The organism is Methylobacterium sp. WL12, from assembly GCF_008039475.1.
Lineage (GTDB): Bacteria > Pseudomonadota > Alphaproteobacteria > Rhizobiales > Beijerinckiaceae > Methylobacterium > Methylobacterium cerastii.
This window is the reverse complement of record NZ_VRUW01000003.1, coordinates 20,829-46,744: the sequence shown is the minus strand read 5'-3', so window position 1 is coordinate 46,744 and position 25,916 is coordinate 20,829. Positions and strand designations below refer to the sequence as shown.

General features: G+C 71.9%; 28 protein-coding genes. 8 read left to right on the top strand and 20 right to left on the bottom strand.

The window, feature by feature from the left end; all coding sequences use genetic code 11:
* The first annotated feature begins 207 nt into the window (after positions 1 to 207).
* Together FV226_RS02280 and FV226_RS02275 are read left to right on the top strand one after the other, a co-directional pair.
* A complete protein-coding gene (locus tag FV226_RS02280) occupies positions 208 to 714 on the top strand; it encodes an Hsp20 family protein (RefSeq protein WP_147751729.1) in 507 nt (168 codons plus the stop codon).
* 154 nt (positions 715 to 868) lie between these two features.
* A complete protein-coding gene (locus FV226_RS02275) occupies positions 869 to 1,405 on the top strand; it encodes a hypothetical protein (RefSeq protein WP_246691463.1) in 537 nt (178 codons plus the stop codon).
* A gap of 113 nt (positions 1,406 to 1,518) precedes the next feature.
* Here FV226_RS02275 and FV226_RS02270 read toward each other — a convergent pair whose 3' ends face one another.
* Positions 1,519 to 2,358, bottom strand: coding sequence for an SDR family NAD(P)-dependent oxidoreductase (locus FV226_RS02270; RefSeq protein ID WP_147761630.1), 840 nt, complete (start codon positions 2,356 to 2,358; stop codon positions 1,519 to 1,521).
* 143 nt (positions 2,359 to 2,501) lie between these two features.
* Here FV226_RS02270 and FV226_RS02265 point away from each other — a divergent pair, with 143 nt between their 5' ends.
* A complete protein-coding gene (locus tag FV226_RS02265) occupies positions 2,502 to 3,965 on the top strand; it encodes a serine protease (protein ID WP_147761629.1) in 1,464 nt (487 codons plus the stop codon).
* A 116-nt stretch (positions 3,966 to 4,081) separates the two neighbouring features.
* Here FV226_RS02265 and FV226_RS02260 read toward each other — a convergent pair whose 3' ends face one another.
* The 3 genes from FV226_RS02260 to FV226_RS02250 form a co-directional block, all read right to left on the bottom strand.
* The gene (locus FV226_RS02260) at positions 4,082 to 4,237 is read right to left on the bottom strand and encodes a hypothetical protein (RefSeq protein ID WP_007563230.1); all 156 of its coding nucleotides are present in this window, start codon (positions 4,235 to 4,237) and stop codon (positions 4,082 to 4,084) included.
* A gap of 111 nt (positions 4,238 to 4,348) precedes the next feature.
* Entirely contained in the window at positions 4,349 to 5,401 is a 1,053-nt protein-coding gene (locus FV226_RS02255; protein WP_147761708.1) for a cysteine synthase A, read from the bottom strand.
* A 138-nt stretch (positions 5,402 to 5,539) separates the two neighbouring features.
* Positions 5,540 to 6,931, bottom strand: coding sequence for an L-serine ammonia-lyase (locus FV226_RS02250; protein WP_147761628.1), 1,392 nt, complete (start codon positions 6,929 to 6,931; stop codon positions 5,540 to 5,542).
* A gap of 353 nt (positions 6,932 to 7,284) precedes the next feature.
* Here FV226_RS02250 and FV226_RS02245 point away from each other — a divergent pair, with 353 nt between their 5' ends.
* A complete protein-coding gene (locus FV226_RS02245) occupies positions 7,285 to 8,760 on the top strand; it encodes an amino acid permease (protein ID WP_147753994.1) in 1,476 nt (491 codons plus the stop codon).
* A gap of 37 nt (positions 8,761 to 8,797) precedes the next feature.
* Here FV226_RS02245 and FV226_RS02240 read toward each other — a convergent pair whose 3' ends face one another.
* From FV226_RS02240 to FV226_RS02205, 7 genes are all read right to left on the bottom strand, one after another.
* A complete protein-coding gene (locus tag FV226_RS02240; protein ID WP_246685418.1) occupies positions 8,798 to 9,256 on the bottom strand; it encodes a DNA-binding protein in 459 nt (152 codons plus the stop codon).
* A gap of 120 nt (positions 9,257 to 9,376) precedes the next feature.
* A complete protein-coding gene (locus tag FV226_RS02235) occupies positions 9,377 to 9,601 on the bottom strand; it encodes a hypothetical protein (RefSeq protein WP_147761627.1) in 225 nt (74 codons plus the stop codon).
* A 140-nt stretch (positions 9,602 to 9,741) separates the two neighbouring features.
* Complete coding sequence (locus FV226_RS02230) at positions 9,742 to 10,767, bottom strand: sulfate/molybdate ABC transporter ATP-binding protein (RefSeq protein ID WP_306422429.1); 1,026 nt, start codon at positions 10,765 to 10,767, stop codon at positions 9,742 to 9,744.
* Positions 10,768 to 10,783: 16 nt separating this feature from the next.
* Complete coding sequence (gene cysW / locus FV226_RS02225; protein ID WP_147753992.1) at positions 10,784 to 11,659, bottom strand: sulfate ABC transporter permease subunit CysW; 876 nt, start codon at positions 11,657 to 11,659, stop codon at positions 10,784 to 10,786.
* Entirely contained in the window at positions 11,652 to 12,506 is an 855-nt protein-coding gene (gene cysT, locus FV226_RS02220; RefSeq protein ID WP_147761626.1) for a sulfate ABC transporter permease subunit CysT, read from the bottom strand. The genes cysW and cysT overlap by 8 nt, the downstream gene beginning before the upstream one ends.
* A gap of 165 nt (positions 12,507 to 12,671) precedes the next feature.
* Positions 12,672 to 13,664, bottom strand: coding sequence for a sulfate ABC transporter substrate-binding protein (locus FV226_RS02210; RefSeq protein ID WP_246685419.1), 993 nt, complete (start codon positions 13,662 to 13,664; stop codon positions 12,672 to 12,674).
* 389 nt (positions 13,665 to 14,053) lie between these two features.
* Positions 14,054 to 14,260, bottom strand: a complete 207-nt coding sequence (locus FV226_RS02205) for a hypothetical protein (protein ID WP_147761625.1) — start codon at positions 14,258 to 14,260, stop codon at positions 14,054 to 14,056.
* A gap of 194 nt (positions 14,261 to 14,454) precedes the next feature.
* On the opposite strand from FV226_RS02205, the gene FV226_RS28880 reads away from it, so the two are divergent.
* On the top strand, positions 14,455 to 14,577 hold the full coding sequence (locus FV226_RS28880; protein WP_281406015.1) for a hypothetical protein: 123 nt from the start codon (positions 14,455 to 14,457) through the stop codon (positions 14,575 to 14,577).
* A gap of 15 nt (positions 14,578 to 14,592) precedes the next feature.
* Here FV226_RS28880 and FV226_RS02200 read toward each other — a convergent pair whose 3' ends face one another.
* The 7 genes from FV226_RS02200 to FV226_RS02170 all read right to left on the bottom strand — a co-directional run bounded on the left by FV226_RS02200 (position 14,593) and on the right by FV226_RS02170 (position 21,698).
* Complete coding sequence (locus tag FV226_RS02200) at positions 14,593 to 16,068, bottom strand: hypothetical protein (RefSeq protein ID WP_246691462.1); 1,476 nt, start codon at positions 16,066 to 16,068, stop codon at positions 14,593 to 14,595.
* On the bottom strand, positions 16,062 to 16,982 hold the full coding sequence (locus FV226_RS02195; RefSeq protein ID WP_147761624.1) for a tetratricopeptide repeat protein: 921 nt from the start codon (positions 16,980 to 16,982) through the stop codon (positions 16,062 to 16,064). Before FV226_RS02195 ends, FV226_RS02200 begins: the two co-directional genes overlap by 7 nt.
* Positions 16,982 to 17,911, bottom strand: a complete 930-nt coding sequence (locus FV226_RS02190; RefSeq protein WP_147761623.1) for a VWA domain-containing protein — start codon at positions 17,909 to 17,911, stop codon at positions 16,982 to 16,984. Before FV226_RS02190 ends, FV226_RS02195 begins: the two co-directional genes overlap by 1 nt.
* A 286-nt stretch (positions 17,912 to 18,197) precedes the next feature.
* Complete coding sequence (locus tag FV226_RS02185; RefSeq protein WP_147761622.1) at positions 18,198 to 19,217, bottom strand: VWA domain-containing protein; 1,020 nt, start codon at positions 19,215 to 19,217, stop codon at positions 18,198 to 18,200.
* On the bottom strand, positions 19,214 to 19,681 hold the full coding sequence (locus tag FV226_RS02180; RefSeq protein WP_147761621.1) for a DUF4381 family protein: 468 nt from the start codon (positions 19,679 to 19,681) through the stop codon (positions 19,214 to 19,216). Before FV226_RS02180 ends, FV226_RS02185 begins: the two co-directional genes overlap by 4 nt.
* A 69-nt stretch (positions 19,682 to 19,750) precedes the next feature.
* Positions 19,751 to 20,683, bottom strand: coding sequence for a DUF58 domain-containing protein (locus tag FV226_RS02175; protein WP_147761620.1), 933 nt, complete (start codon positions 20,681 to 20,683; stop codon positions 19,751 to 19,753).
* A 16-nt stretch (positions 20,684 to 20,699) separates the two neighbouring features.
* Entirely contained in the window at positions 20,700 to 21,698 is a 999-nt protein-coding gene (locus tag FV226_RS02170; protein ID WP_147761619.1) for a MoxR family ATPase, read from the bottom strand.
* Positions 21,699 to 21,923: 225 nt separating this feature from the next.
* Here FV226_RS02170 and FV226_RS02165 point away from each other — a divergent pair, with 225 nt between their 5' ends.
* On the top strand, positions 21,924 to 22,637 hold the full coding sequence (locus FV226_RS02165) for an MgtC/SapB family protein (protein ID WP_147761618.1): 714 nt from the start codon (positions 21,924 to 21,926) through the stop codon (positions 22,635 to 22,637).
* A gap of 450 nt (positions 22,638 to 23,087) precedes the next feature.
* A complete protein-coding gene (locus FV226_RS02160; RefSeq protein ID WP_147761617.1) occupies positions 23,088 to 23,774 on the top strand; it encodes an SDR family oxidoreductase in 687 nt (228 codons plus the stop codon).
* 31 nt (positions 23,775 to 23,805) lie between these two features.
* On the opposite strand, the gene FV226_RS02155 is transcribed toward FV226_RS02160, so the two are convergent.
* A complete protein-coding gene (locus FV226_RS02155; RefSeq protein ID WP_246686232.1) occupies positions 23,806 to 24,138 on the bottom strand; it encodes a hypothetical protein in 333 nt (110 codons plus the stop codon).
* Between the two features lie 289 nt (positions 24,139 to 24,427).
* Between FV226_RS02155 and FV226_RS02150 the strand changes: the two genes are divergently transcribed.
* On the top strand, positions 24,428 to 25,291 hold the full coding sequence (locus FV226_RS02150; protein ID WP_147761615.1) for an NlpC/P60 family protein: 864 nt from the start codon (positions 24,428 to 24,430) through the stop codon (positions 25,289 to 25,291).
* Positions 25,292 to 25,357: 66 nt separating this feature from the next.
* On the opposite strand, the gene FV226_RS02145 is transcribed toward FV226_RS02150, so the two are convergent.
* On the bottom strand, positions 25,358 to 25,843 hold the full coding sequence (locus FV226_RS02145) for a low molecular weight phosphatase family protein (protein ID WP_147753211.1): 486 nt from the start codon (positions 25,841 to 25,843) through the stop codon (positions 25,358 to 25,360).
* Between the last annotated feature and the right edge of the window lie 73 nt (positions 25,844 to 25,916).

The window sequence follows — 25,916 nt, the reverse complement described above, 5'->3', positions numbered from 1 at the left end:
GGTTTTGGCACGCCGCCCAGATTCAATCGGAGAGGCCCGTCCCGCACGACGCGGCGACCTGATTTCGAGAAACGCGAATTTTTTGGGAACCGGATCATGCGCCGGTCGTTACTCACGCGCGAGGCCCAACGACGGCTCGCGCCACGGGCGCCGGGTCAAGGCATCCGGCGACCCTTGTCATCACGTTGCTCCAAGGAGGATGTGGTCATGAGGACCCTCGATTTTGCACCGCTCTACCGTTCCACGGTCGGCTTCGACCGACTGTTTTCGATGCTGGACCAGGCCACGCAGGCCGAGGCCTCGTCGACCTGGCCGCCCTACGACATCGAGCGGGTGGCGGACGACGAATACCGCATCTCCATGGCCGTCGCCGGCTTCGCGCCCGACGAGATTGAGCTGACGCAGCACGATTCCAGCCTTCTGGTGACAGGCCAGAAGACCACCTCCGAAAACGCGCGCCAGGTCCTGCATCGCGGCATCGCCGCCCGCACGTTCCGCCAGACCTTCAACCTGGCCGACCACGTGAAGGTCGTCGGCGCGAGCCTGGAGAACGGCCTGCTGACCGTCAGCCTCAAGCGCGAGGTGCCCGAGGCGCTCAAGCCGCGGCGCATCCCGATCGGCGGGTCGCAGGACGCCGTGAGCCAGGCCGTGGGGCACGAGTCCGCCGGCCAAGACAACGCGCCGCGGATCGAGTCCACGCGCAAGGCCGCCTGAGGCGGCAGCGTGGGCGGGGCCTGAACCAGGGCCCTGCCCGACCGCGAACCGAGCCCCCCGCGAGCCTCGCCGGGCCCGCGGGGGTATGACGACCCCTATCGCCCATCCAACCCGTAACAGGAAGCAAACCCGTATTCAGGAAGGAGGATCGTCGATGATGCAGACGCACCTTTTCCACTCCCGGGCCACCAGCCCTGACATGAACGTGGGCGTCGGCCCCGGCCTGCCCCCCGTCGGCGCGCACCAGTCCGGCGGCGCGCATCCGGCCTCGTTCGAGGCTTGGCAGGCGCTCGTCGCCCCCGGCGACGTGTTTCGCCACCCGCGCGCGGTCCTGTCCCATCCGATGCTCTCGCCGGCGGACAAGCGCGCGATCCTGGCATCCTGGGCGTCGGATGCCTGCGTGCTCGAAGGAGCGCCGGGCATGCGGTGCCTCGTCGGCAGCCGGGCCGAGCCGGTCTCGATCGACGCGGTGCTCGCGGCGCTCGGCGAGCTCGACCGGGAGGTCCGGCGGACGGGGCCTCCGGCGACACGCGCGGCACCGCGCCGCCTGCGGCGTCTCACGGACCTGCATCGCTACGTCCGCCCGAGGCGGCGCGACGACGACGACGACCCGCCGCCGTGCCCGGTCGGCGTGATGCCGCGCCCGAAGACTCCCCCGAGCGCGGCGCTCGCCGCCGCCATCCCGGCCTGACGGCCGAGTCAGGTCTCGGCGCTGAGCGTGCTTGAAGCGAGCGAAAGCCCGGTGCGGCCCCGCACCGGGCTTTCGTCGTGGACGATCCGACGCCGGGTCGCGTCTTCGCGCGCCTACCCCTCCATCGCCCGCTGGAACGCTTCCGCATGATCCGGGTGCCAGCGTGAGAGCGCCGGGCGGTTCTCGATGATGTCGCCGGCCGCCCACGCGATCCGGCGCTCGTCCTGGGCGCGGGTGGTCTCGTTGTCGGGGCACAGGACGTAGAAGTCGCCCTCTTCCATCCGACCGAGCAGGAAGGTCACGGTCTCCTCCGGCGTCCAGGCGCCGGGCGGCTTCTCGGCGACGCCGCGGGCCTTGGTCAGCCCGGTGTAGACGAAGCCCGGGATCAGCAGGTGCGCCGTGGTGCGGCAGCCGTCCCGCCCGCGCAGGTCGTGGGCGAGCGCCTCGGTCGCCGCCTTCACCCCCGCCTTCGAGACGTTGTAGGGCGTGTTGCCCGGCGGCGTGGTGATGCCCTGCTTCGAGCCGGTGACGATGACGGCGCCGGGCTTGCCCCCCGCGATCATCCCCGCCGCGAAGGCGTGGATGCCGTTGATCACCCCCCACAGGTTGGTGTCGAGGATCCGGCGCCAGGTGTCGGCGTCGGAGAACAGCTTGCCGCCCGCCTCGATGCCGGCGTTCAGCATCACCACCGCCGGCGGTCCGCTCGCGGCGACCGCCTGCGCGAACGCCTCCATCGCCGCGCGATCCCCGACGTCGAGGGCAACGGCGCGGACCTCCACTGCTGCGAGCTTCGCCACCTCGGCGCGGGAGGATTCGAGCGCCTCGCCGGGAAGGTCGGCGAGCCAGACGTTCATGCCGGCCCGGGCGAAGGCCTTCGCCGCCGCGAGCCCGATGCCGCTCGCGGCGCCGGTGACGACGGCCGCACGGCCGGGTTCGATCGCTGGATGGGTCATCGGCGCCTCTCGCTGAACTCCGCTTCACGGTGAGGGTGGGGCGTCCGCCCGGATTGTCGAGGGCCGCGCAAGCCCTGCGCCCTGGCCATCGGCAGCGGCCTCTGCCACCGTCCGGCACGTTCCACGCACCGGGAATCGCCTGCATGCCCGCCCGCGCCCTGTCTGCCGCCCGCCCGCTGTCCGTGGCCCTCGCCCTGCTCGCCGCGCCCGCCGTCGCGCAGGCGCCGAAGGTGCCGCCGCCGCGCGCGCCCGCCACCGCGCCGGACCCTGCCTTCGAGGCGATGCGGGCCGCGTTCGAGGCGCTACCCGAGGCCGAGCGCAAAGCGCTGCAGGACGCGCTGGTCTGGACCGGCGACTACAACAGCGTCGTCAACGGCGCCTTCGGCCGGCGGACCTTCGAGGCGCTGAACGCCGCCCGCGCCCGCACCGCCGGGGCCGACCCCCTCGACCCCAGGAGCCGCGCCGCGATCCTGGCCGCGGGCGAGGCCGCGCGGAAGGCCGTGCGCTTCACCGTGCTGGCTGACCCGGCGAGCGGCGCGGTGCTCGGCGTCCCCGAGCGGATGGTGCCCAAGCGCAGCGCCGTGCCCGGCGGCACCCGCTGGCAGAGCGCCGACGGGCGGCTGACCCTGGAGAGCCGGTCGTTTCCCGCAGGCAGCACCGACCTCGAGGCGCTGTTCGCCCGCGCGACCGCGCCGCTCGCCGACCGCAAGGTGACGTACAAGCTCAAGCGGCCGGACTTCATCGTGGTCACCGGCGAGACCGCGTCGGGGCGTTCCTACCTCCGCTACGCCGCCGGACCGGCGGGCATCCGCGGCTTCGCCATCGGCTACGAGGCGGCGCAGGCTGCGGACGTCGACCGCCTCGTCATCGCCATCGCCAACAGCTTCGTGCCGTTTCCCAACGCGCCGGCCGAGGCGCCCAGGATCGCGGCCGTGCCGGCAACCAAACCGCCGGCCACGGGCCTGCCCCCGGCCGGCATGACCTCGCAAGTGACGGCCCCGCAAGTGACGGCCCCGCAAGTGACGCCGCCGCAAGTGACGCCGCCGCAAGTGACGCCGCCGCAGGTGGTCGGCACCGGCCTCGTCGTGGCGCCGGGCCGCGTGTTGACCGCGTCGTCCTTGGTCGAGACCTGCCCGAACCTGCGGGTCGGCGCCGCCCCGGCCAAGGTCCTGCGCAGCGAGCGGGGTCTGGCGCTTCTGGAGGCCGCCGGCCTGCCGGCACCGAGGCTGCCGGGCCTGCACGGGACCTCGGCCTCCGAGGATCGGGTGGTGGTCGCCGCCGACGGGGCGGGTGTGTCGGTGGCCCCGGGGGCGATGTCGGGCGAGGCGCGGGTGACGGCACCGCTTCAGCCCGGGTCGGCGGGGGCACCGGTCCTCGACCGCGCGGGCGGCCTCGCGGGACTCGTCGCCCGCTATCCCGCCGCGCCGCGGCTGGTGGCGGGCGTGGTGCCGCCGGCGAGCTTTCCTGTGATCCCGGAGGACGTGATCGCCGCATTCCTGGCCGAGGGCGGCATCGCCACGAAACCGTCGGCGGCCACCGCCGGCAGCGTCGGCGCCGCCGCCTCGGCAGTCGGGGGCGCCGTGATCGGGCTCGGCTGTACGAGATAGGGCCTGCCGCGCGATCCTCGGATCACGCGACAGGCCCGCTTTGGTCGTGTGGCCGCCCGCCCTTCAAGCGAGCCGGCATCCACCTCGCTCGGACGGGCTTCGCGCCCGCGTCGGCGTCAGAGACGGCCAGTGACGAGCAGAACGATCAGGACGATGAGCAGGATGCCGCCGAGGCCGAAGCCCGGGCCGCGGTAGGCGCCGCCGCCGAGGAAGCCGCCACCACCGAAGGCGAGAATGATCAGGATGATGAGCAGAATGGTGACGAGCGACATGAAGGAAGTCTCCGCGGGAGCGCACGGGTCGTGAGCTTGACCGTGCAAACGCCGCGACAATCCGTTCCGTTCAAATAATTCGCACGCAAACTGACGGACGGTTTTGCCGGCTCAGGCGTGCCAGTCCGGCAGCGGGTCGGCGGGCCGGTCGAGCCAGTCAGGGCTCGGCAGGTTGCGCTCGCGTAGGAAGGCCGGGTTGAACAGCTTCGAGGCGTAGCGCGCCGCCCCGTCGCACAGGATCGTCGCGATGGTGTGGCCCGGCCCGAGCGCCCGCGCCAGCCGGATCGCCCCGGCGACGTTGATGCCGGACGAGCCGCCGAGCGACAGCCCTTCCGCGCGCATCAGCCCGAACACGATGTCGAGCGCCTCGGTATCGCCGATGCGGAAGGCGTGGTCGGGGGTGAAGCCCTCGAGGTTCTTTGTGATCCTGCCCTGGCCGATGCCTTCGGTGATCGAGGAGCCCTCGGCCTTCAGGGTCCCGCTGGTGTAGTGCGCGTAGAGCGCCGAGCCCTCGGGGTCGGCCAGCGCGATTGCGACCTTGGGGTTTTTCGCCCGCAGGGCGGCTGCGGTTCCCGCGAGCGTGCCGCCGGTGCCGGCCGCGCACACGAAGCCGTCGACGGTGCCGCCGGTCTGGTCCCAGATCTCGGGGCCGGTATGCGCCTCGTGCGCGCCGCGGTTGGCGACGTTGTCGAACTGGTCGGCGAAGAACGCCCCGGCGGGGTCTTCCGCCGCGATCCGCTCGGCGAGGCGCCGGGCGACGTGGACGTAGTTGTCTGGGTTGGAGAACGGCACCGCCGGCACTTCGACGAGCCGGGCGCCGGCCAGCCGCAGCGTCTGCTTTTTCTCCTCCGATTGCGTGACGGGGATGACGATCACCGTGCGGTAGCCGCGCACCGACGCGACCAGCGCCAACCCGATTCCGGTGTTGCCCGCCGTGCCTTCGACGATGGTGCCGCCCGGCCGGATCAGCCCGCGCGCCTCCGCGTCTTCGACGATCGCGCGCGCCGCCCGGTCCTTCACCGAGAGGCCGGGATTCAGGAACTCGGCCTTGCCGAGGATTGTGCAGCCGGTCTCCTCCGACGCCCGGCGCAGCCGGATCAGCGGCGTGTTGCCGATCGCCGCCAGCACGTCGGGGCGGGTGGCGTGATCCGGGTTCGTCGCCATGCCCATGTCGCTGCCTCCGTGTCGCCCGCGCCCCGCGCGGCGGCGCCTTGCGATAGCCCGGACGGCGGCCGGCCGGAAGGCGGCCGCGGCGCCGGTCGGCTCGTCGGCGCTCACGTCGCCAGGGCGGACGCGGGGTCGTCAGCATTCGGGAAGGTTCACGGCCAAGCCGCCGAGGCTCGTCTCCTTGTATTTGGTGCTCATCTCCTCGCCGGTCTGCCGCATGGCTGCGATGCAGTTGTCGAGGGGCATGAAATGCGAGCCGTCGCCGCGCAGGGCGAGCGAGGCGGCCGCGACGGCCTTCGTGGCGCCGATCCCGTTCCGCTCGATGCAGGGCACCTGCACCAGGCCCGCGACCGGGTCGCAGGTCATCCCGAGATGGTGCTCCAGCGCGATCTCGGCCGCGTTCTCGACCTGCTCGGGCGTGCCGCCGAGCACGGCGCACAGGCCGGCCGCCGCCATCGCGCTGGCGGAGCCGACCTCCCCCTGGCAGCCGGCCTCCGCGCCCGAGATCGAGGCGTTGTGCTTGATCAATCCGCCGATGGCGGCGGCCGTCAGAAGGAAGTCCTGAACGCGGGCCGGGTCGGCGCCGACGCACCGGTCCAGGTAGTACCGGATCACGGCGGGGACGACGCCTGCGGCCCCGTTCGTCGGCGCCGTCACCACCTTGCCGCCGGCCGCGTTCTCCTCGTTGACCGCCATGGCGTAGACGCCCAACCATTCCGTGACGCTGTGCGGCTGCTCCCGGTTCGAGCCCTGTTCGGCAAGCAGCTGGTCCCGGATGCGCTTGGCCCGGCGTCGGACGCGAAGACCCCCGGGCAACTCGCCGTCCCGCGACAGCCCGCGCTCGATACAACCGTCCATCGTAGTCCAGATGCGCGCGAGCCCCGCGTCGATCTCGGCTTCCGAATGGCTGACGGCCTCGTTCGCGCGCTTCATGGCGGCGATGGACAGGCCGCTGTCCCGCGCCATGCGCAGCATCGCGGCCGCCGATTCGAACGGGTAGGGCCAGAGCCGCGGGTCCGCGGCGTCGGAAGATGGCGGCAGGACGACGTCGCGTTGCGCGGCGGTGAGGATGAAGCCGCCGCCGATCGAATAGTAGGTCTCGGACAGGATCGGCGAGCCCTGCCCGTCGCAGGCGGTGACGACGAGCCCGTTCGCGTGGCCGGGCAGCGGAGGCCCGAAATCGAACGCGACCGCGCTTTCGGGATCGAAGGCGAGAACCGGAAGCCCCGGCAGGACGAGGCACTTGTCGACGCGCAGGTCCTCGAGCCGGCGCTCGGCCTCGGCCATCTCGATGTCGGCGGGCCGGTAGCCGAGCAGGCCGAACGACACCGCGCGGTCGGTGGCATGGCCCTTCCCCGTGAAGGCGAGCGACCCGTACAGGGTCACGCGCACTGCGGCAGCCGCGCCTTTCGCCGGACTGGCCCGCAGAAGGTCGAGGAAGTCGGCCGCCGCCGTCATCGGCCCCATCGTGTGGGACGAGGACGGCCCCAGGCCGAGCTTGAACACGTCGAATACGCTGAGGAACATCAAGACGTCCTGTTACGGCCTCGATCTGCACCCCGTGGCACCGCGGCTGGCCTTCTATCGCACTCCTTGTGCCGGCAGTCCCTGGTTTTGCCTACGTCGAGGATGTCGAGCATGCGGCCACGTAGGGACAGGCGCCCCCGTCCCCCCCGACCAGGTGCCAATCTGTCCGAACCCATCCTTCCGATCCGATCTCGAACCCAAGCGCCATCGCCGCGGCGCGATTTTTGCGGTTCCGTTCGAACCACGCTCGGCCGAGGACGGCCCGAAACCGGGGGATCGCCCGCCGCGGCGGCTGGCGTCGTCCTCGACCGGCCGACATGGTGCTGAATCTCGCTTCGTGGATCGGAGAGATCATGGCGTCCAAGGACCAACCCTCCGGCCTGACGGCGCGCAAGACCGTCGAGGACATCATCGCGGGGGGTGAGGGCGACGGGCATCAGCTCTCGAAATCGCTCGGCCTGTTCTCGATCATCGCGATGGGCATCGGCGCCGTCATCGGCGCGGGCATCTTCGTGCTCACCGGCACCGCGGCCGCGCAATATGCCGGGCCGGGGATCATGCTGTCGTTCGTGGCCGGCGGCATCGCCTGCGCCTTCGTCGGGCTGTGCTACGCCGAGATGGCGGCGCTGATCCCGGTGGCGGGATCGAGCTACACCTACACCTATGCGACCTTGGGCGAACTCTTCGCCTGGATCATCGGCTGGGACCTGATCCTCGAATACGCCATGGGCGCCGCCACCGTGGCGGTCGGCTGGTCGGGCTACGTCGTCAGCCTGCTCAAGGATGTCGGGCTGGTGATCCCGGCCCGCTTCACCGCCGCGCCCGGCACCGCGGTGAAGCTCGCCGACGGCTCCGACGCCACGGCGTTCGCGAACCTGCCGGCGGTGCTGATCGTCGCGCTGCTGACGCTGCTGCTGGTGCGCGGCACCAAGGAATCGGCCCGGCTCAACAACATCATGGTGGCGGTGAAGCTGACCGTGGTGATCGCCTTCATCGTGCTCGGCTACGGCTACATCAAGCAGGCGAACTGGACCCCGTTCATCCCCGACAACGACGGCAATTTCGGCCATTTCGGCTGGAGCGGCGTCCTGCGCGGGGCGGGCGTGGTGTTCTTCGCCTTCATCGGGTTCGATGCGGTCTCCACCGCCGCGCAGGAGGCGAAGTCGCCCCAGCGCGACATGCCGATCGGCATCCTCGGCTCGCTCGCGATCTGCACGGTGCTCTACGTGCTGGTCGCCGCCGTGCTCACCGGCGTGGTGCCCTACAAGGATCTCAACGTCCCCGATCCGATCGCCAAGGGCGTCGACGTGATCGGGATCGCGTGGTTCTCGGCGCTGATCAAGCTCGGGGCGCTCACCGGCCTGACCACCGTGATCCTGGTGCTGCTCTACGGCCAGAGCCGGATCTTCTACACCATGGCCAACGACGGCCTGCTGCCGCGCCTGTTCGCCCACGTGCACCCGACCTACCAGACGCCCTATCGCAGCCAGCTCCTGATCGGCTCGGTGGTGGCGGTGGTGGCCGCCCTGGTGCCGATCGGCATCCTCGGCGAGATGGTGAGCATCGGGACGCTCGCCGCCTTCATCCTGGTCTGCGGCTCGGTGATCTACCTGCGGCGCTCGGACAAGAAGCGGCCCCGCCCGTTCCGCGTGCCCTACGTGCCGATGGTCCCCCTGCTCGGCATCCTGTCCTGCCTGTTCCTGATGGCGGGCCTGCCGCTCGACACCTGGATCCGGCTCGTCGTGTGGATGGCGATCGGCTTCGTGATCTACTACGTCTACGGCCGCAAGCACTCGGTGCTGCGGCGCCGGGACGGGACGGCAGCGTAGGCCGGGGAGCCTCCCGGCCGCGAGCCCAGATGCCGCCTTAGGCCGTCCGGTAGAGCAGCACGCGGCCGGCCGAGATCAGGTGCAGCAGGCCGTCGAAGTCGGCGATGTTGCGGGTCAGAACGGTGAGCCCGAGCTTCTGCGCCAGCAGGAACAGCACGCAATCCTGCAGCGCGCGCAGGCGGCCGTCGGCAGCATAGCCCTGTAGCCGGCAGAGGATGCCGGACAGCAGCGCCGCGCGGCCGAGCACGTCCGCGTCCGGAGCGAAGACCCGATGCGGGCGCATCGCATCGATCTGCCGCCCGATCGCCGAGACCGCCGCCACTGTCCGCGGGTCGTCCGGGTTCAGGACGCCGACCGTGTGCATCAGTTCCTGGATGGCCACGGTCGCGTGGTTGACGGGCCGCGTCGTGATCGCACGGACGACGGCGGCCGGCGCACGCCCCTGGAGGCGATCGATGGAGACGCAGGTGTCGAGCAACAGGGCAGACCCGGCCACCTGAGCCGCATCGAGAAACGGCAGATCCGCGTCGCGCCGACGCGCGAGGGTGGCGCGCGGGTGGCGCGCGGCGCGAAGCGCGCCCAGCGGACGGCCGCCGCGAAATCGAAATCCGCCGCCTCAGAACCCGAGCTTCAGGTCCGGGTCCACCGTACCGCCCACCGCCTCGAACACGGTCGCGAAGTCGTCGTCCAGCGCGACGCTGGCCAGCGCGAAGGCGATGAGGTCGGTATCCGCCGCGATGCCCATGCGCCGCTTCGCCTGGTCGAGCGGGGCCGGGCTGATCCGGTTGCTGATGCGCGCGCTCTTGTCGGCCAGCAGCCCGGAACGTTCGGCGGCCTCCATCACCGCCTCGAAACGGCTCCCCCTGGGATCGGGCCGTTTGTGTCCGTGTTCGCTGCGGCCTTCGGTATCGCGTCACCCTGGCGTTCGACAAATTCGGTATTCGTCGAACATATCACCGGCCGACCAAGCCCGGAAGCGCCTCACCCGAACACGTATCCCCCGTTGATCCGCAGGCCGACCTCGCGGCCGGTGGCGTAGCGCTCGCCGTCGGAATCCTCGACGATCAGCAGGCCGCCGTCGGGGCGGGCGACCTCGATGCGCTGCCGGCCTTGGCTGCGGTAGGACGAGCGGACGGTGCCGGTGAGATGCGCGGTGGCGGGCTCCACCAGTTGCAGCTGCCAGGGCCGCACGAAGAGTTTGACGGGGCCGATCAGGCCGGCCGGCGCGACGACCGGGGTGGGCCGGCCGTCGACGCGGACCTGGCCGCCCTCCGTGATCGCCTCGACCTCGATCGCATCGCCGAGGAAACGCAGCACGGTGGCCGAGGCCGGGTTCTCCTGCACTTCGTCGGGGGTGCCGACCTGCTCGAGGCGGCCGCGGTCGAGCACCGCGACCCGGTCGGAGAGCTCCAGCGCCTCGTCTTGGTCGTGGGTGACGAAGATCGTGGTCTGGCCGGTGCGGTCGTGGATCTCGCGCAGCCACCGCCGCAGGTCTTTTCGCACCTGGGCGTCGAGGGCGCCGAACGGCTCGTCCAAGAGGAGGACACGCGGCTCGACGGCGAGGGCGCGGGCCAGCGCGATGCGCTGGCGCTGGCCGCCCGAGAGCTGCGAGGGATAGCGGTCGGCGAAGCCCGAGAGCCGGATCAGGTCGAGCAGCTCGCCGACGCGGCGCTTGATCTCGGCGGCCGGCGGGCGCTCCGAGCGCTTCCGCGCGTTCAGGCCGTAGGCGATGTTGTCGGCCACGCTCATGTGCTTGAACAGGGCGTAGTGCTGGAACACGAAGCCGACGGCGCGCTGCTGCACGGGCAGGAAGGTCGCGTCGTCGCCGCCGAACAGGATGCGACCGCGATCAGGCGTGTCGAGCCCGGCGATGATGCGCAGCAGCGTGGTCTTGCCGGAGCCCGAGGGGCCGAGCAGGCCGAGCAATTCGCCCGCGCGCACGTCGAGGTTGAAGTCGTGCAGGACGGCCGCCGTGTCGAAGGTCTTCGACAGGCCCTCGACGCGGATCGCGGTCGAATTCGCGTTAATGCCGTGCCCGCGACCCGAGCTCCGCCCCGTAGCGCCATTCGAGGAGGGATTTGAGGGCGAGCGTGACAAGGGCGAGTCCGGCAAGGAGCGAGGCGACGGCGAAGGCGGCGACGAAATTGTACTCATTGTAGAGGATCTCCACGTGGAGCGGGATGGTGTTGGTCAGGCCGCGGATATGCCCGGACACCACCGAGACCGCGCCGAACTCGCCCATGGCGCGGGCGTTGCAGAGCAGGACGCTGTAGAGCAGGCCCCAGCGGATGTTGGGCAGCGTCACCGTGCGGAAGGTGTGGAGGCCGGTGGCGCCGAGCGTCAGCGCCGCCTCCTCCTCGGCGTTGCCCTGCTCCTGCATCAGCGGGATCAGCTCGCGCGCCACGAACGGGAAGGTGACGAACACCGTCGCCAGCACGATGCCGGGCAGTGCGAACAGGATCTGGATGCCGTTGGCCTGCAGCCAGCCGCCGAACAGGCCCTGGCTCCCGAACAGCAGCACGTAGATCAGGCCCGAGACCACCGGCGAGACCGAGAACGGCAGGTCGATCAGCGTGATCAGCAGGCTCTTGCCGGTGAACTCGAACTTGGCGATCGCCCAGGCGGCGGCGACCCCGAAGACGAGGTTGAACGGCACGGCGATCGCGGCCACCGTCAGCGTCAGGCGGATCGCGGTCCAGGCGTCGGGCTCGGAGAACGCCTCGAGATAGGCCCCGACGCCGCGCGCAAACGCCTGGGCGAAGACCGTGAACAGCGGCAGCACCAGGAACAGCGCCAGGAACACCACCGCGGTGCCGATCAGCAGGCCGCGCACGAGGCGGCCCTCGTTGGCGGCATCCTCCTGCACGGGGGCTGCGGCCGTCAGGCTCAGATCAGACATAACCGAACCTCCGGCGGCTCCAGGCCTGGATCAGGTTGATCGCGAGCAGGGTCAGGAACGAGATCCCGAGCATGATCGTGGCGATCGCCGCGGCGCCCCCGTAATCGAACTCGGAGAGCTTGATGACGATCAAGAGCGGCGCGATCTCGGAGACGTAAGGCAGGTTGCCGGCGATGAAGATGATCGAGCCGTACTCGCCGACGCCGCGGGCGAAGGCCAGCGCGAAGCCGGTGAGCACCGCCGGGATCAGCGGCGGCAGCACCACCCTGGTCAGCGTCGTCCACCGGGTGGCGCCCAGCGTCGCGGAGGCCTCCTCGACCTCCTTGTCGATCTCGGCGATCAGCGGCTGGACGGTGCGCACGGCGAAGGGCAGGCCGATGAACACCATGGCGATGAAGATGCCGACCGGGGTGTAGGCGGCCTGGATGCCGAGTTTCGTCAGTTGCGCGCCGACCAGCCCGTTCGGCGCGTAGAGCGAGGCCAGCGCGATGCCCGCCACCGCCGTCGGCAGGGCGAAGGGCAGGTCGACCACCGCGTCGACGAGCTTGCGCCCGGGGAAGCGGTAGCGGGTCAGCACCCAGGCGACGAGGAATCCGAACACCGAGGCGGTAAGCGCGGCGAGCAGCGACACGCCGAAGCTGATCTTGAGGGCGCTGGCGACGCGCGGGTCGGTGGCGACGTACCAGATCCCCGACAGGCCGAGGCCCGAGGCCTTGGCGACGAGGGCGGCGAGCGGCAGCAGCACCACCAGCCCGAGGCAGGTCAGCGTGTAGCCGAAGGTGAGCCCGAAGCCGGGGATCACGCTGGGTTGTCGGAAACGCCGCTTCGGGCGGGGTGGGGCGACCATGATGCCTCGACGGATCGTCCCTCCCCCCTCTGCGGGGGAGGGTGGCCCTCGCGTGAGCGAGGGTCGGGAGAGGGGAGCGCGTAGTCCGGAGAGGGCGCTCCCCTCTCCCGACTTAGCTCGCGGCCCACCCTCCCCCACAGAGGGGGGAGGGAAAGCGTGGAGCGTTTACCGCCCCTGGCGGCTCAACTGGTCGAACAGGCCGCCGGTGTCGAAGTTCTTCTTCTGGATCTCGTCCCAGTTGCCTTGGAGGTCCTCGATCTTGAACAGCTTGATCTCGGGCAGCTGCTTGAGGTCGGCCTCGGCCGCGGCCTGGGGCTTGAACGGGCGGTAATGGTGCTTGGCGAAGATCGCCTGCGCCTTGTCGGTGTAGAGGAAGGCGAGGTAGGCCTCCGCCTGCTTGCGGGTGCCCTTGCGGTCGACGTTGGCGTCGACGAGCGCCACCGGCGGCTCGGCGTAGATCGAGGTCGGCGGCACGACGATGTCGAACTTGTCGGCGCCGAACTCCTGCAGCACGAGGTAGGCCTCGTTCTCCCAGGTCGGCAGCACGTCGCCCAAGCCCCGCTGCGCGAAGGTGACGGTGGAGCCGCGCGCGCCGGTGTCGAGCACCGGCACGTTCTTGTAGACGGTGCCGACGAAGGCGTCGGCCTTGGCCGTGTCGTTGTCCTGGTTGTAGGCGTAGCCCCAGGCGGCGAGGAAGTTCCAGCGTCCGCCGGCCGAGGTCTTGGGGTTCGGGGTGATGACCTTGATGTCGGGCTTGGCGAGGTCTCCCCAGTCCTTCACGCCCTTCGGGTTGCCCTTGCGCACCAGGAACACCACCGTCGAGGTGTAGGGCAGCGCGTCGTTCGGCTGCTTGGTGCGCCAGTCCGCGGAAATCTTCTTGGTCAGCTTGGCGATCGCGTCGATGTCGGAGGGGATGCCGAGCGTCACCACGTCGGCGTCGACGCCGTCGATCACCGTGCGGGCCTGCGAGCCCGAGCCGCCATGGGAGGCGCGCACCGTCAGCGTCTCGCCGGTCTTGGCCTTCCACTCCTCCGCGAAGGCCGCGTTGACGTCGCGGTAGAGTTCGCGCGTCGGGTCGTAGGAGACGTTGAGCAGGGCCGTCTGCGCCTGAGCGCCGCCCGCCGCGAACAGGCCGCCGGCCAGGCACAGCCCCGCCAGCGCCGTGCGCCGCCCGATCCGTCCCGCGCGCCGTGTTCCGTTCCGCTCGCTCACGCCGATCCTCCGGTCATCACCGCTGGACGACGGCCCATCGGGCACCGTCCCTGACGAAGAAGTCGGGTTCTCGTTCGTTTTACAGAACGTTGTCAACTGGTGGATCGCCGTCCTTCCATCCCAGGAACACGGTGGAAGACATGATCATTCTTCCGGCGCGTGCCTCAACCGAGCGGACGGCGACGGGGTCCTTCTACAGAAATGGCCTGCCAGAGAAGAGAAGCGCGAAGCGCGACGCGTTTCTTAGAAAGAACGTTATGTGGCTCCGGCGTCATGTGTTCGCGCAGGCAGATACACGACGCGGCCCGCCGGGCATGCCCGACGCGAAAAAATCCTCATGCGTCGAGGTATCCCGCCTCGGCCAGGGCCTCGGCGACGGCTTCGAAGCAGGGCTCGCCGGGGGCGAAGCCGTCGGGATTCGGCTCGAACACGTCGTCGTCGGCCTGCGGGTGGGCCGGGAGCGCATCCGCACGCAGGCGGCCACCGAGGCCGAAGAAGCTCGTGGCCGCCGTGAGGGCCCCGCCGATCGATCCTATCGTCATGCCACACCCCATTCGTGAACGGTTCGTTAACGATGGTGGCGGGAAAGCGTTGCACACGCAAGACGTGTGGGTCGGGACGCGTCGTCGGCCCTTGCCTGCGGCTCCGCGGTGACGTGGCCGGCCTGCATCGCCGGCGGGACTTTTCGCGGCTCGCTGGCGGCCCTGCGGACGGGGCCGGGCGGCCGGGCTATGGAATGCGGCGCGCCGGACCGGCGGCCCCAACCGACAAGATGTCCATGACCGTGATCGCCCTCGTGCTCGTCGCCAACCTGCTGCTGGCCGGCCTGTTCTCCCTCGTCGCCATCGCGGTCGACTGACGGTTCGCGGCGCGGTCAGCCCCGCACAGGGCGGTCGAGGGAGCGGTCGACCGGGCCGTCGAGGGGATGGAGGCGGTCGGCCGGCCCGGGGCCGGAGGCGGGCCGCCGCACCGGGCGCGACAGACGGCGGGCGAGGCTCTTGAGGTCGGGCTTCGCGGGGCCGGCCGGCGCATAGAGCGCGCGGTCGAGCGCAGCGAGGCCGGCCGCGGTGTCGGGATCGGCGCGCCAGGCCTGCGCGAGGTCGGGCTCGGCCGACAGCGTCACCGCACGGAAGCCCACGGCGTCGCCCGTGCCGGCCGCGCGGCGCAGGGCCGCCCGGGTGCCGCGCGGCAGGCGCAGCGCGCCGGCGCCCGTCCCGAACCCGATCAGCGCCAGCCCGAGGCCGAAGGCGGCGAGCGCGGCGGCGGCCGCGACCCACGGCGCAGCGGCGAGCGGAGGCGCGAGGTCGCCCTCCCGGTCGGGCAGGCCACCGCCGATCTGGCGGGCGGGAATCTCGGCCTCGCGCATGGTGCGCGAGACCGTGTCGAACCATGGGATCACGATCGCGTCGAGCGGGATGATCTCGGGCACGCCGGCCTTCACGTCCCACTGGTAGGTGGCGCGCGCCACCGGCCCGGCGGGGGTGATCAGGGTCTCGCGGGTGACCGGGCCGGCGAAGGTGAGGATGCCGCGGGTGCGCATCACTGGGCGCGGCGGCAGCCCTTCCGCGACCATCCCCTGCGCCTCCACCGTCACGATGCGCCGTGTGGTGTCGCCGAGCTTCACCGTCTCCGGGTCGGGCGACCAGGAATCGGTGATCGTCACGTCCTTCGCCGGCAGCCACCACGGCTCCTTGGCGTCCGGCCCGCCGCCCTCCTTGGTCCAGGTCGCGACCGGCAGGGCGATCGGGCCGGAGCGCACGTCGACGACGCGGCGGTCGCCGTTGTCGTTGATCGTCAGGCGGTGGTCGAACGGTTCGATGGTGAAGTCGCCGGCATGGTGCGGGAACACCGCGATCACCCGGTCGAAGGCGATGGCGCTCTGGCCGTCCTTCAGCTTGGTCTTGCTCCAGCGGTCACGGCCGAGCTGGCTCCAACTGAAGTTGGCCAGCGTCGGCTGGATCACCTCCTCGAGCAGGATCTGCTGCTTGTAGACCCCGTGGATCTTGAGCAGCACCATCTCGCGTACGAAGGGCGCGGCGTTGCCGTTCAGCTCAGGGGTCACCGTGAGGGTGAGGTCGCCGGGCTCGACCTCGGCGCGGGCGGGCTGAGTGACGAACAGGAGCGCGAGCAGCGCACCGATCCACCCGCGGGCGTGACGACGGAACGTCGCCGGAGCGGGCGCGGGCCCCCTCTCCCGGGCGGGAGAGGGTCGGCGTGAGGGACGAGAACGTGCCGGAGAGGTCACGCCCCTCATCCCACCCTTCTCCCCATGGGAGAAGGAGCCGCGCGGCGTCTCCAGCGCATCCCTCGGGATTGGGATCGGGCTCGTCGCGTCCAAAGCCGTCACCATGGGTTGCTCCCGGCGGGCATGCTCGTGCCGGCTTCGATGCGGCGGGTCTGCTCGGCCTTGATGCGGAGCTTGAGGTAGCGGCCGGGGTCGTCCGGCAGGGTCTGGAGCCAGAGGCGGTCGGGGCGGATCTCGTGGGCCTCGAAGCTCTTGGTGACGCGTCGCACCTCCTTCTCGGGGGCCTCGGCCACCATCGCCGAGCCGCCGCCGGTGCGGCCGCGCCCGGCGGCGTCGCCGGCCGAACCGCGGGCCTCGCCGCGACCGGATTCCACGGTCTGCTGCTCGGCCTGGCCCCGGCGCGCGACCTTGCTGTTGCCGGGGATCGAGGCGGACGAGCTCGACTCCTTGTTGCCGGCCAGGCCTTCGCCGCTGGAATTGGCCTGGAGCGTTTCGTCCTTCTCCTGGTTGGCGGTGTTGTTGTAGCGGGCGCCGTACTGCGCCGAGCCGTTGGCGGTGCCGCCGCCCTTGCGGTCGATCGCCTCGGCGACGAGCTTGGCGAGCAGCGAGCGGTTGGCCTGCGCGTCGGCGTCGCGCGGGTTGAACTGCAGCGCCGCGTCGTAGGCCTCGATCGCGCCGGCATAGTCGCCCATCCGGGCGAGTGCGTTGCCGAGGTTGTACGAATTGCGCCGGCCGCCGTTGCGGAACAGCGCCGCGGCCTCGTCGTAGCGCCCGGCCTCGTAGAGCGCCGGCCCGCGCCAGGCCGGGTCGTCGAGGATCGCGAGCGCCACTGAGGGCAGTCCGACCCCCATCAGCAGGCGGCCGAGGCCGGTGCGCGGCTGCGAGACCAACAGCAGCGCCAGGATGCCGGCGCCGGCCGCCGCGATCCCGACGGTCCGCGCCCAGCGCCGCCAGCCGCGCGAGAGGGCGGCCGAAAGGGTGGGAGAGACAGGCAGGCGGCCGAGCACGCGGGCTGCCATCACGCACTCCTCCGGAACAGGATCAGCGCCGGCACCAGCGCCAGCAGCAGCAGCCAGCGGCCGAGGTCGGCGAAGGCGAGCACCGCGTAGCCGCCCGCGGCCAGGTGCTGGGCCGTGCCGGCGCCCACCGCGTCGAGCACGGGGGCCGGCGCCGACAGGTCGGCCGCGACCCCGCCGCCGGCCGAGACCAGCCGGTCGAGGGCCGCCCGGTCGGTCTTCGGCGCGCCGGGCGGCAAGGTCTTGTGCGTCGGCACGAACAGCCCCTGGACGCGCCAGCCCTTGGCCCGCATCGCCTCCGCCTCGCGCAACGCCGCGTCGCCGATGCCGTCGCCGTCGGTGATCAGCACCACGTCGGCGGCCAGCGCCCCCGCCTCCTCCAGGGTGCGCCGCGCCAGGGCCAGCCCGCGCTCCGGGTGGCTGCCGCGGTCGGGCACCGTGTCGGCGTCCAGCGCGAACAGGGTGGTGCCGAAGCTGTCGCGGTCGGTGGTCGGCCCGGTGGCGACGTAGGCGTCGCCGGCATAGACCACCAGCGCCACCGCCCGGGTGCCGGCGGCCTCGGCCACGCCTTGCGCGGTCTGGCGCAGGTCCTTGAGCCCGCCGCCCTCAGCGACCGAGCGCGACAGGTCGGCGACGATCACCGTCGCGTCGAGGTTGCGGAAGGTCGTCGCGTCCTTGCGCTCGACGGCGGGTCCCGTGAGCGCCAGTGCGACGACCCCCGCGGCGGTGGCGGCCGCGAGGTTCGCCTGCCGCCGGCCGCCGAGCACGGCGCCGCGCCGGACCATCAGCGCCATCAGCGCCGGGTCGACCGCCCGCGCCCAATCGCCGAGCGGCGCCGCGCGGGCGGCGGCCCGGAAGGCCAGCACGGCGATCACGGGAATCGCCAGCAGCCACCAGGGGCGTAGGAGCGCGTAGGCGTCGAAGAGGGTCATCGCCGAACGCTCCCTCGGTGGAGAGGGCCCCCCTCTCCCCGCAGGCGGGGAGAGGCCCGCAGGCACCTCGTCGTGCCTGCGGGAAGCGCAGGCGAAGCCGAAGCGGCGGTGAGGGGGCGTTGCCGAAGGCGGGCGTCCGGAAGCACCCCTTCACCTTCGGCTGCCGCCTCGCCGCGCCGACGACGAGGTCGGCACGGCCCTCTCCCCGCAGGCGGGGAGAGGGGATGCGCGGTATTGGTCGCGCCGAAGTCTCGCGCCCGCTCGAAGAGACTAGAACGAAGACGCTTCATCCCCGCCTCCGGGAGGCCAGCAGCAGCCCGGCGCAGGCGAAGGCCAGCGCCGCGGGCCAGGGCCAGAGGTCGTGGCGCAGAGGCACCGGGGGGGCCTTGGCACGGCCCCCCTCCAGGGTGTCGATGGCGTCGGCGACCGCGACGAGGTCGTCGGTGGTCTTCACCCGGAAGGCCTTGCCGCCGGTGATCTCGGCCATCTCCCGGAGCGTCTCGGTGTCGACCACGTCCTGCTCGCCGTCGGCGTCGGCCATGTCGCGGGGACCGAGCGCGATCGTGTAGACCTTGATCCCGAGCTCCTTCGCCAGCGCCGCCACGTCCTTCGGCGTGGTTTGGCCGGCGTTGTTGGCGCCGTCGGAGAGCAGGATCACCGCCTTCGAGGACGCGACCGGTTGCCCCTCGCCGCCGGAATCCTTCGGGTCGAGCCGGCGCAGCGCCAGCCCGAGGCCGTCGCCGATGCCGGTGGAACGGCCGACGAGGCCGATGGTCGCATCCTCCAGGGCCCGCGCCACGCTCGCCGTGTCGAAGGTGAGCCCGGCGGCCACGAAAGCCTGGTCGGCGAAGATCACCAGGCCGATGCGGTCGCCGGCCCGGCGGCGGATGAAGTCGGCGCCGACGCGCTTGACCGCGACGAGTCGGTTCACGGTCTCGCCGTCGAGGGAGAAGTCGCGTCGCTCCATCGAGCCGGACAGGTCCATGGCGAGCATGATCTCGCGGCCCGAGGCCGGCAGCGCCGTCGCCGGCAGGACGAGGCGCGGACCGGCGAGCGCCACGACGAGCGCCGCCCACAGGGTCCAGATCGCCCAGGTCCGGCGCCGGCCGCGGGCGGCGACGTCGGCGCCGGCCTCCGCCTGCGCCACCAGCGAGGGCGGGACGCGCAACGCGCCGCTGCCGCCCGCGGCTTCCGCCGGGACGAAGCGCTGAACCAGCAGCGGCAGCGGCAGGAGCAGCAGCGCCAGCGGCGCGGCCCAATCGAACGCGGAGGCGAGCGCCGTGACCCAGGCCGGGAGCAGGCTCATCCGCGGATCCGCCCGATCAGGCGCCCGAGCTCGGCGTCGAGGGCGGCCGGGTCCGGCCGGTCGCCGCGGCGGTAGAGCCCCTCGACGAGGGTGCGCCCGGCGCCCGCCGTGAAAAAGGTGGTGGAAAACAGCCCGTCGAGCCTCTGCGCCCATGCCGTCCCTTGCGCCGCGGCGGCCGCCTCGCCGTGCAGGGTGCGGGCGAGGCGGCGCAGCAGCCGGGCCTGTGCCACGAGGCGCGCGTCCGGATCGAGGCTTCGTGCGGCGGACAAGTCGCGCAACGCCGCCCGGCGCAGAGTGGCGCGGGCGCGGACACGAAGATAGCGCACCAGCCCGACGAGCAGCGCGGCGGCGAATCCCGCGAGGATCGCGACGACGACCTCGCCGGAGATCGCCCCCGCCACCTGGTTCGGCAGGTGAAGCCCGCGCAGGGCGTCGAGGGTGGACGGAGCGTCGGCGGGGGTCATGGTTCTCCGCACCTGGGCGTGCGCATCCACTCCCCCCTCTGCGGGGGTGAGAAGGAAATGCCAGCGGCTTCACAAAACCGCATCGAGCCGTTCCATCAGCGGGGCGTAGGCCTCCGGGCCGGCCTCGACGTCGAGGCGCAGGCCTTCGATGCCGCGGCGGGCGTAGTCGGCCAAGCGCTCGTCGGCGGGGAGCCGCCCGGGGGCCGGCTCGCGCGTGGGCTGGCGGGCGGCCTGCACCGTGCCGCGGCGGCCGTCGGGCAGGGCGAAGGGATAGAAGCCCGGCGGGCGGGTCCGCTCGAAGGCGTCGCTCACCAGGATCAGACGGATCGAGAGGCGTTCGGCGAGCAGCGTCAGCAGACGGTCGAAGTCGGCGCCGGGGCTGTCCAGCGCCGAGGCGATGACGAGGTGTCCGCCGGACGGCAGCAGGCTGCGGGCGAGCGTCAGCAGCGCGTCGAGGGGCGGGTCGTCGGCTGTGGGCAGCGCGAGCGCGCGGGCGTGGGCCGACGCGAGGGCGCCGGTGATCGCCGTCATCGCGCGCTCGCCGCCGGCCGGGCGCAACGCGGTCGGCGCGTCGCCGCCCGCGACCACGAGGCCGACGCGGCCGCCGTCGCCGACCACGCGCCAGCCGAGCAGCGCCAGCGCTTCGGCCGCCGCGACCGAGCGCAGCGCCCGGCGGGTGCCGAACAGCATCGAGGGCCGGAAGTCGGCGAGCAGCACCACGGCGCGGTCGCGCTCGTCGTGGTGGGTGCGCACGTGCAGGATGCCGGTGCGCGCGGTGGCGTTTCGGTCGATGTGGCGCCGGTCGTCGCCCTCCGACCACAGCCGCACGTCGTCGGGCTCCGACCCGCGCCCGCGCCGCCGGGTGACGATGCCGCCGGGCAGCCCCGCCAGCGTCCGCGTCGCCGGCGTGACACCGCGGCGGGCGAGGTGGCGCAGGCCCATTAGGGCCTCGCCGGAGAGGTGGAAGGCCGGGTTCGCCTCGGGGGCGGCTGAGGCGGTCATGCGGGTGCCCGCACCCTCAGAGCGCCCGCACCCGCTGCACCAGCCCGGCGACGATGCCGCGGGTGGTGAGGCCTTCGGCGGCGGCGCGCCAGGTCAGGCCGATGCGGTGGGAGAGCGCGTCGGCGGCGAGATCCGCCACGTCCTCGGGGATGACGTGGTCGCGGCCGTGGAGGTAGGCCCGCGCCTTGCCGGCCACCATCAGCGCCAGGGTGCCGCGGGGCGAGGCCGGATGCTCGATCGCGGCGCGAAGCTCGGGCGCGGCGGAATCGGTGCGCGTCGCTGCGACGATGCGCACGAGGTAGTCCTTCAAGGCCGGCGAGACGTAGGTCTTCAGCGCGGCCTCGCGTGCGGCCAGCACCTCGGCGACCGAGAGCTTCACCGGCATCGCCTCGCCGTGGTGGTTGAGCTCGCCCTCGACGAGGTCGAGGATCTTCCGCTCGGAGGCCTCGTCCGGCATGCCGACGACGACGTGGAGCAGGAAGCGGTCGAGCTGCGCCTCGGGCAGCGGGAAGGTGCCCGCATGCTCGATTGGGTTCTGGGTCGCCACCACCATGAACGGGTCGGCGAGGGGATGGGTCGTGCCCGAGACGGTGATCTGGCCCTCCGCCATCGCCTCGAGCAGGGCCGACTGCACCTTCGGCGGCGCGCGGTTCACCTCGTCCACGAGGATCAGCGAGTGGAACAGGGGGCCGGGCAGGAACTCGAAGGTGCCGGCGTCCTGCCGCCACACCGTGGTGCCGGTCAGATCCGCCGGCATCAGGTCGGGCGTGCACTGGATGCGGGCGAAGGAGCCGTCGAGCCCGTCGGCGAGCCGCTTGACGGCACGGGTCTTGGCGAGCCCCGGCGCGCCCTCGATCAGCAGGTGGCCGCCGGTGAGCAGCCCGATCATCAGGCGCTCGACCAAGCCCTCGCAGCCGATGAGCCCGTGCTCCAAACCGGCGCGAAGTTCGAGGATGCGGGCCCGCAACGGATCGGAGACGGCGCCGGGGCGCTCAGCGAGAGCGGCACCGCTCATGCCACCGCTCATGCGCGGAAAAGCCCGGCCGACTGTAGGTGAGCCTTCATCCTGCAAGTCTCCTCGTCGAACGCCGCGGACGTGGCCGCGGCACCTGGATTCTTGAGCGATCCATGAGCCAGGCCGGTGTGCCCGCTGCCCGGGGCACCCGTCAATCCCGCCGCGACCTGCGGTGGTAGCGGAGATCGTCACGGAAGCGTCATGCGCGTCCGTCTAGGAGACCGGATGGTCCTTCTGCCCACGCCCCTCCCCGAACCGGTCAACTCGGCGATCAGCCTGGTCGTCGCCTTCGTGCTCGGCACCCTGATCGGCGCCGAGCGTCAGTACCGCCAGCGCACCGCCGGCCTGCGCACGGCGGTGCTGGTGGCGGTGGGGGCCGCCGCCTTCGTCGACCTCGGCATGCAGCTGACGGGGGCCGAGGGCGCCACCCGCACCGTCGCCTACGTGATCTCCGGCATCGGCTTCCTCGGCGCCGGCGTGATCATGAAGGAGGGTATGAACGTCCGCGGCCTCAACACGGCAGCGACCCTGTGGTGCTCGGCCGCAGTCGGCGCCTTCGCCGGGGCGGACCTGCCGCTGGAGGCGCTGTTCGTCGCCGTCGCCGTCCTGGCCTGCAACACCCTGCTGCGCCCGCTCGTCAACGCGATCAACCGCTTCCCGATCGACGAGAGTGCCACGGAGGCGACCTACGAGGTCCAGGTCACCACCGCCCCCGGTGCGGCCGGCCCGGCGCAGGACATGCTGGTCGAGCGGCTCGAGGCGGCGGGCTACCCGGTCGGCGGCGTCGCGGTGGAGGAGCGCGGCGACGCGGTGGTGGACGTGGTCGCGACCCTCATCGCCAGCGCGGTGGCGGCCAAGGACCTCGACGCGGTGGTGGCGGCGCTGGCGACCCAACCCGGCATCCGCCACGCCACCTGGGCGGTGCAGACGGGGGATTGAGCGGGCAAGGGCACGCCCCGTCGAACCCGTTGCATATCGCGAGAAGGACGACGGCCCGCGTCTTTCTCCCCCGCAGCGGCTTGCAGATTCACACATGTCCGTTCCGGCACCGGGCTGATCGCGCGGAGCACAGTGCGGCCCCCTCTCCCGTTCGGGAGAGGATTGGGGTGAGGGGTCAGGTCGATCCGGAAAGGGCACACCCCTTACCCTGTCCCCCTTCCCGACCGGGAGAGGAGACTCGCGCCTCGCTCGGGATGCGTGGCGATATGTATGAAGGGGCTCGTTGGCTTCAGTGGGGAGGTAGAGCGCGGCGTTCCGTGCGTGCATCTTTCAAACTGCAGCCCCGAACGTGCGGCGGCACACCGGGGATCCGGGCCGGCGCTTCCCCCGTCGCTCGGTCAATCCACCTTCTCAGCACCGGCGCCGAAACCGCCCGGAAGGAGAGATCCCATGGCGAATACTCAGAAGAACGCGCTCATCGTCGGGGCCTCGCGCGGCCTCGGGCTCGGGCTTGTCGAGACCTTTCTGGGGCGCGGCTGGCGCGTCACCGCGACCCAGCGCAACGCATCGCCGGGGCTCGCCGCCCTGAAATTCGAGGCGCTGACGATCGAGACGGCCGACATCGACGACGACGCGGCGGTCTCAGGCCTGCACGACCGGCTCGCATCGCAGACCTTCGATCTGGTGTTCGTGGTCGCCGGCGTCGCGACGCAAGCGCACGATCCGCTGCACGCGGTGCCGCGGCAGGTCGCGGCGCAGGTCTACCTCACCAACGCGATCAGCCCAGTGCGCTTCGCGGAGACCTTCCGCGACCGCCTCGCGCCCGGCGGCAGCCTGGTGTTCATGAGTTCGATCCTCGGCAGCGTCGGGCTCAACACCTCGGGCGGCTGGGAGAACTACCGCGCCAGCAAGGCGGCGCTGAACACCTTGGTGCGTAGCTTCGCGATCCGCCACCAGGCGGAGGCCTTGAGCGTGGTTCTGATGCATCCGGGCTGGGTGCGGACCGAAATGGGGGGCGCCGAGGCGGACATCGACGTGGCGACCAGCGTCGGCGGCATGGCCGACGTCATCGAGGCCCGGCTCGGCCAGCCCGGCACAATGTACCTCGACTACCGCGGCGAGACCCTCGCCTGGTAGCACCGAACCTGGACGCGATCCGCGGGCGACCTCAGCGCCGCGGGTCGAGGGGGCGGCCGCGGCGCTCGACGATCACCGGCGGCCGGGTGCGGCGCTCGACGATGACGGTGCGGGGCGCGCGGCTCGGGCCGGCCTGGGCGATGATGCGCTCCGGCATCCGCTCCGGCTTGGCCTTCACCGCCGCCACGACGTGCGGGCGAACCTCGTCCGCGGGCAGGCCGATCAGCCCGGCGGCGATCTCGATCTGCTGCTCCAGGTCGTCGGACAGGTCCTGCGCGGCGATCACCGCCTCGACGATGGTCGGCGGCTCGCGGCGGACCCGGATCGGCGGCAGGTCGGCAAAGCTCTTCTTCGACTTCTTCACGGCTGGGCTCGCGCTCGTCATCCTCGGACCCTACCCGATTCGAGGCCATTGTGCACTGCATCAAAACGCGGCCGGCGCGGTCGGCCCCTGCATGGACCGAGGGTGCCGAATGGACAGGCAGGCCGCTCATCTGTCTTCGACGGCGTCAGCGCATTCATGATGCAATTGCCACCTCGCGCGTCACAGTACTGCGTCGAAATGGCGCAGCATGGGCGATCGGCACAGGCGTGGTTCGGTCACGGCGGAAGCCGATCCTGCAAGCTCGAACCGCCTGAAAACCCGAGCCGTCATGTCGCGTAGCGAAACCCTGACCCACGACCCGCGGACAACGCCGGCTCGGCCGGATCTCGCCGACATCCGCCTACGCGGCACAGTTGAGGCGGCACGCTTCGTCGCCGGCGAGCCACGGCAGGTCGTGATCCCGGCGGCCCCCTTGCGCCGGACGCCGCGTGCGGAAGCCGGCCTCGAAACGGAGGCGGTGATGGGCGACGCGGTGACCCTGTACGAGGTTCGCGACGGGTTCGCCTGGGTCCAGCTCGTGCGCGACGGCTATGTCGGCTACCTGCCCACGGCGAGCCTCGGCCCGGCCGACCCGGCCCCGACCCACCGGGTGACGGCGCTGCGCAGCTTCCTCTACCCCGCCCCCGACATGAAGCGCCCGGCGCTCGGCCATCTGAGCCTCGGCGCGCGGATCGCGGTCGCGGGGACGGAGGGCGACTTCGTGCGGGTCGGCGACGCCTTCGTGTTTTCGGCCCATTGCGCGCCGCTCGACCGGACGACGCCGGACTATGCCGGCACCGCCGAACGGCTCGTCGGCACCCCATACCTGTGGGGCGGGCGCACCAGCCTCGGCCTCGACTGCTCGGGCCTGGTCCAGCTCTGCCTGGATCTTGCCGGCCTCCCCTGCCCGCGCGACGCCGACCAGCAGGCCCGCGCCGTCGGCCGGCCCCTGCCGCTCGCCTTCGAGGGCTTACGCCGCGGCGACTTCGTCGACTGGCGCGGCCATACCGGCCTGATGCTCGACGCCGACACGCTGCTCCACGCCAACGGCCACCACATGGCGGTGGCGATCGAGCCCCTGCGCCAGGCGGCCGCGCGGATCGAGGCCAACAGCTATGGCGCGGTGACGGGGATGCGCCGGATCGAGGCCTGAGGGCACGCGGAGCCGCGTCCCCCTCCCCTTCTGCGAGGAGGGAAGAAAACCAGCGCCCCGTGTCCCCTACCCCTTCAGCCGCATCTTGATCCGGTAGGTCAGCCCGTCGCGGACGTCGCGATAGGCGTCCATGCGTTGGTCGCGCGAGGCGTCCTGGAGGATGGTCGGGTCGGCCGTCTGCCAGTACTCGACGTCGGCGGCGAGCGTATGGGTGAGGGCCAGCGCCTTGTGGTGGGCCTCGGGGGCGAGCGTCACGATCAGGTCGAAGTTCAGCCCCTCCCACTCGTCGAGCTCCTCGACGGTGCGCGGCCGGTGCTTCTTGGCGTCGATGCCGATCTCGTCCAGCGCCGCGACCATGAACGGGTCGACCGGCTCGCCCGAGCGCACGCCGGCCGATTGCACGTAGACCGACTTGCCGAAGTAGTGGCGCGCGATCACCTCCGCCGCGGGGGAGCGCACGGCGTTGAAGTTGCACATGAACAGCACCGATTGCACCCGGCGCTTGCGCGGCACGACGAGGTCGCCGGGCTGAGGCGGGACGAGGACGTCCATCGCGCGTGGGCTTTCAGCGTCGGTGCGGACCCGGCATCGCTTCCGATCGCGTCGCGATCGGAAGCGATGCCGA

Coding starts and splice junctions, on each gene's coding strand:
- FV226_RS02255 (WP_147761708.1), bottom strand. CDS start 5,401: ATGGCGACGAACCCGGATCACGCCACCCGCCCCGACGTGCTGGCGGCG.
- FV226_RS02205 (WP_147761625.1), bottom strand. CDS start 14,260: ATGACGATAGGATCGATCGGCGGGGCCCTCACGGCGGCCACGAGCTTC.
- FV226_RS02185 (WP_147761622.1), bottom strand. CDS start 19,217: ATGAGCCTGCTCCCGGCCTGGGTCACGGCGCTCGCCTCCGCGTTCGAT.
- FV226_RS02270 (WP_147761630.1), bottom strand. CDS start 2,358: ATGACCCATCCAGCGATCGAACCCGGCCGTGCGGCCGTCGTCACCGGC.
- FV226_RS02175 (WP_147761620.1), bottom strand. CDS start 20,683: ATGACCGCCTCAGCCGCCCCCGAGGCGAACCCGGCCTTCCACCTCTCC.
- FV226_RS02150 (WP_147761615.1), top strand. CDS start 24,428: ATGTCGCGTAGCGAAACCCTGACCCACGACCCGCGGACAACGCCGGCT.
- FV226_RS02265 (WP_147761629.1), top strand. CDS start 2,502: ATGCCCGCCCGCGCCCTGTCTGCCGCCCGCCCGCTGTCCGTGGCCCTC.
- FV226_RS02235 (WP_147761627.1), bottom strand. CDS start 9,601: ATGGAGGCCGCCGAACGTTCCGGGCTGCTGGCCGACAAGAGCGCGCGC.
- FV226_RS02250 (WP_147761628.1), bottom strand. CDS start 6,931: ATGTTCCTCAGCGTATTCGACGTGTTCAAGCTCGGCCTGGGGCCGTCC.
- FV226_RS02145 (WP_147753211.1), bottom strand. CDS start 25,843: ATGGACGTCCTCGTCCCGCCTCAGCCCGGCGACCTCGTCGTGCCGCGC.
- FV226_RS02160 (WP_147761617.1), top strand. CDS start 23,088: ATGGCGAATACTCAGAAGAACGCGCTCATCGTCGGGGCCTCGCGCGGC.
- FV226_RS02200 (WP_246691462.1), bottom strand. CDS start 16,068: ATGGTGACGGCTTTGGACGCGACGAGCCCGATCCCAATCCCGAGGGAT.
- FV226_RS02170 (WP_147761619.1), bottom strand. CDS start 21,698: ATGAGCGGTGCCGCTCTCGCTGAGCGCCCCGGCGCCGTCTCCGATCCG.
- FV226_RS02195 (WP_147761624.1), bottom strand. CDS start 16,982: ATGGCAGCCCGCGTGCTCGGCCGCCTGCCTGTCTCTCCCACCCTTTCG.
- FV226_RS02165 (WP_147761618.1), top strand. CDS start 21,924: ATGGTCCTTCTGCCCACGCCCCTCCCCGAACCGGTCAACTCGGCGATC.
- cysT (WP_147761626.1), bottom strand. CDS start 12,506: ATGGTCGCCCCACCCCGCCCGAAGCGGCGTTTCCGACAACCCAGCGTG.
- FV226_RS02180 (WP_147761621.1), bottom strand. CDS start 19,681: ATGACCCCCGCCGACGCTCCGTCCACCCTCGACGCCCTGCGCGGGCTT.
- cysW (WP_147753992.1), bottom strand. CDS start 11,659: ATGTCTGATCTGAGCCTGACGGCCGCAGCCCCCGTGCAGGAGGATGCC.
- FV226_RS02275 (WP_246691463.1), top strand. CDS start 869: ATGATGCAGACGCACCTTTTCCACTCCCGGGCCACCAGCCCTGACATG.
- FV226_RS02260 (WP_007563230.1), bottom strand. CDS start 4,237: ATGTCGCTCGTCACCATTCTGCTCATCATCCTGATCATTCTCGCCTTC.
- FV226_RS02190 (WP_147761623.1), bottom strand. CDS start 17,911: ATGACCCTCTTCGACGCCTACGCGCTCCTACGCCCCTGGTGGCTGCTG.
- FV226_RS02245 (WP_147753994.1), top strand. CDS start 7,285: ATGGCGTCCAAGGACCAACCCTCCGGCCTGACGGCGCGCAAGACCGTC.
- FV226_RS02280 (WP_147751729.1), top strand. CDS start 208: ATGAGGACCCTCGATTTTGCACCGCTCTACCGTTCCACGGTCGGCTTC.
- FV226_RS28880 (WP_281406015.1), top strand. CDS start 14,455: ATGCGGCGCGCCGGACCGGCGGCCCCAACCGACAAGATGTCCATGACC.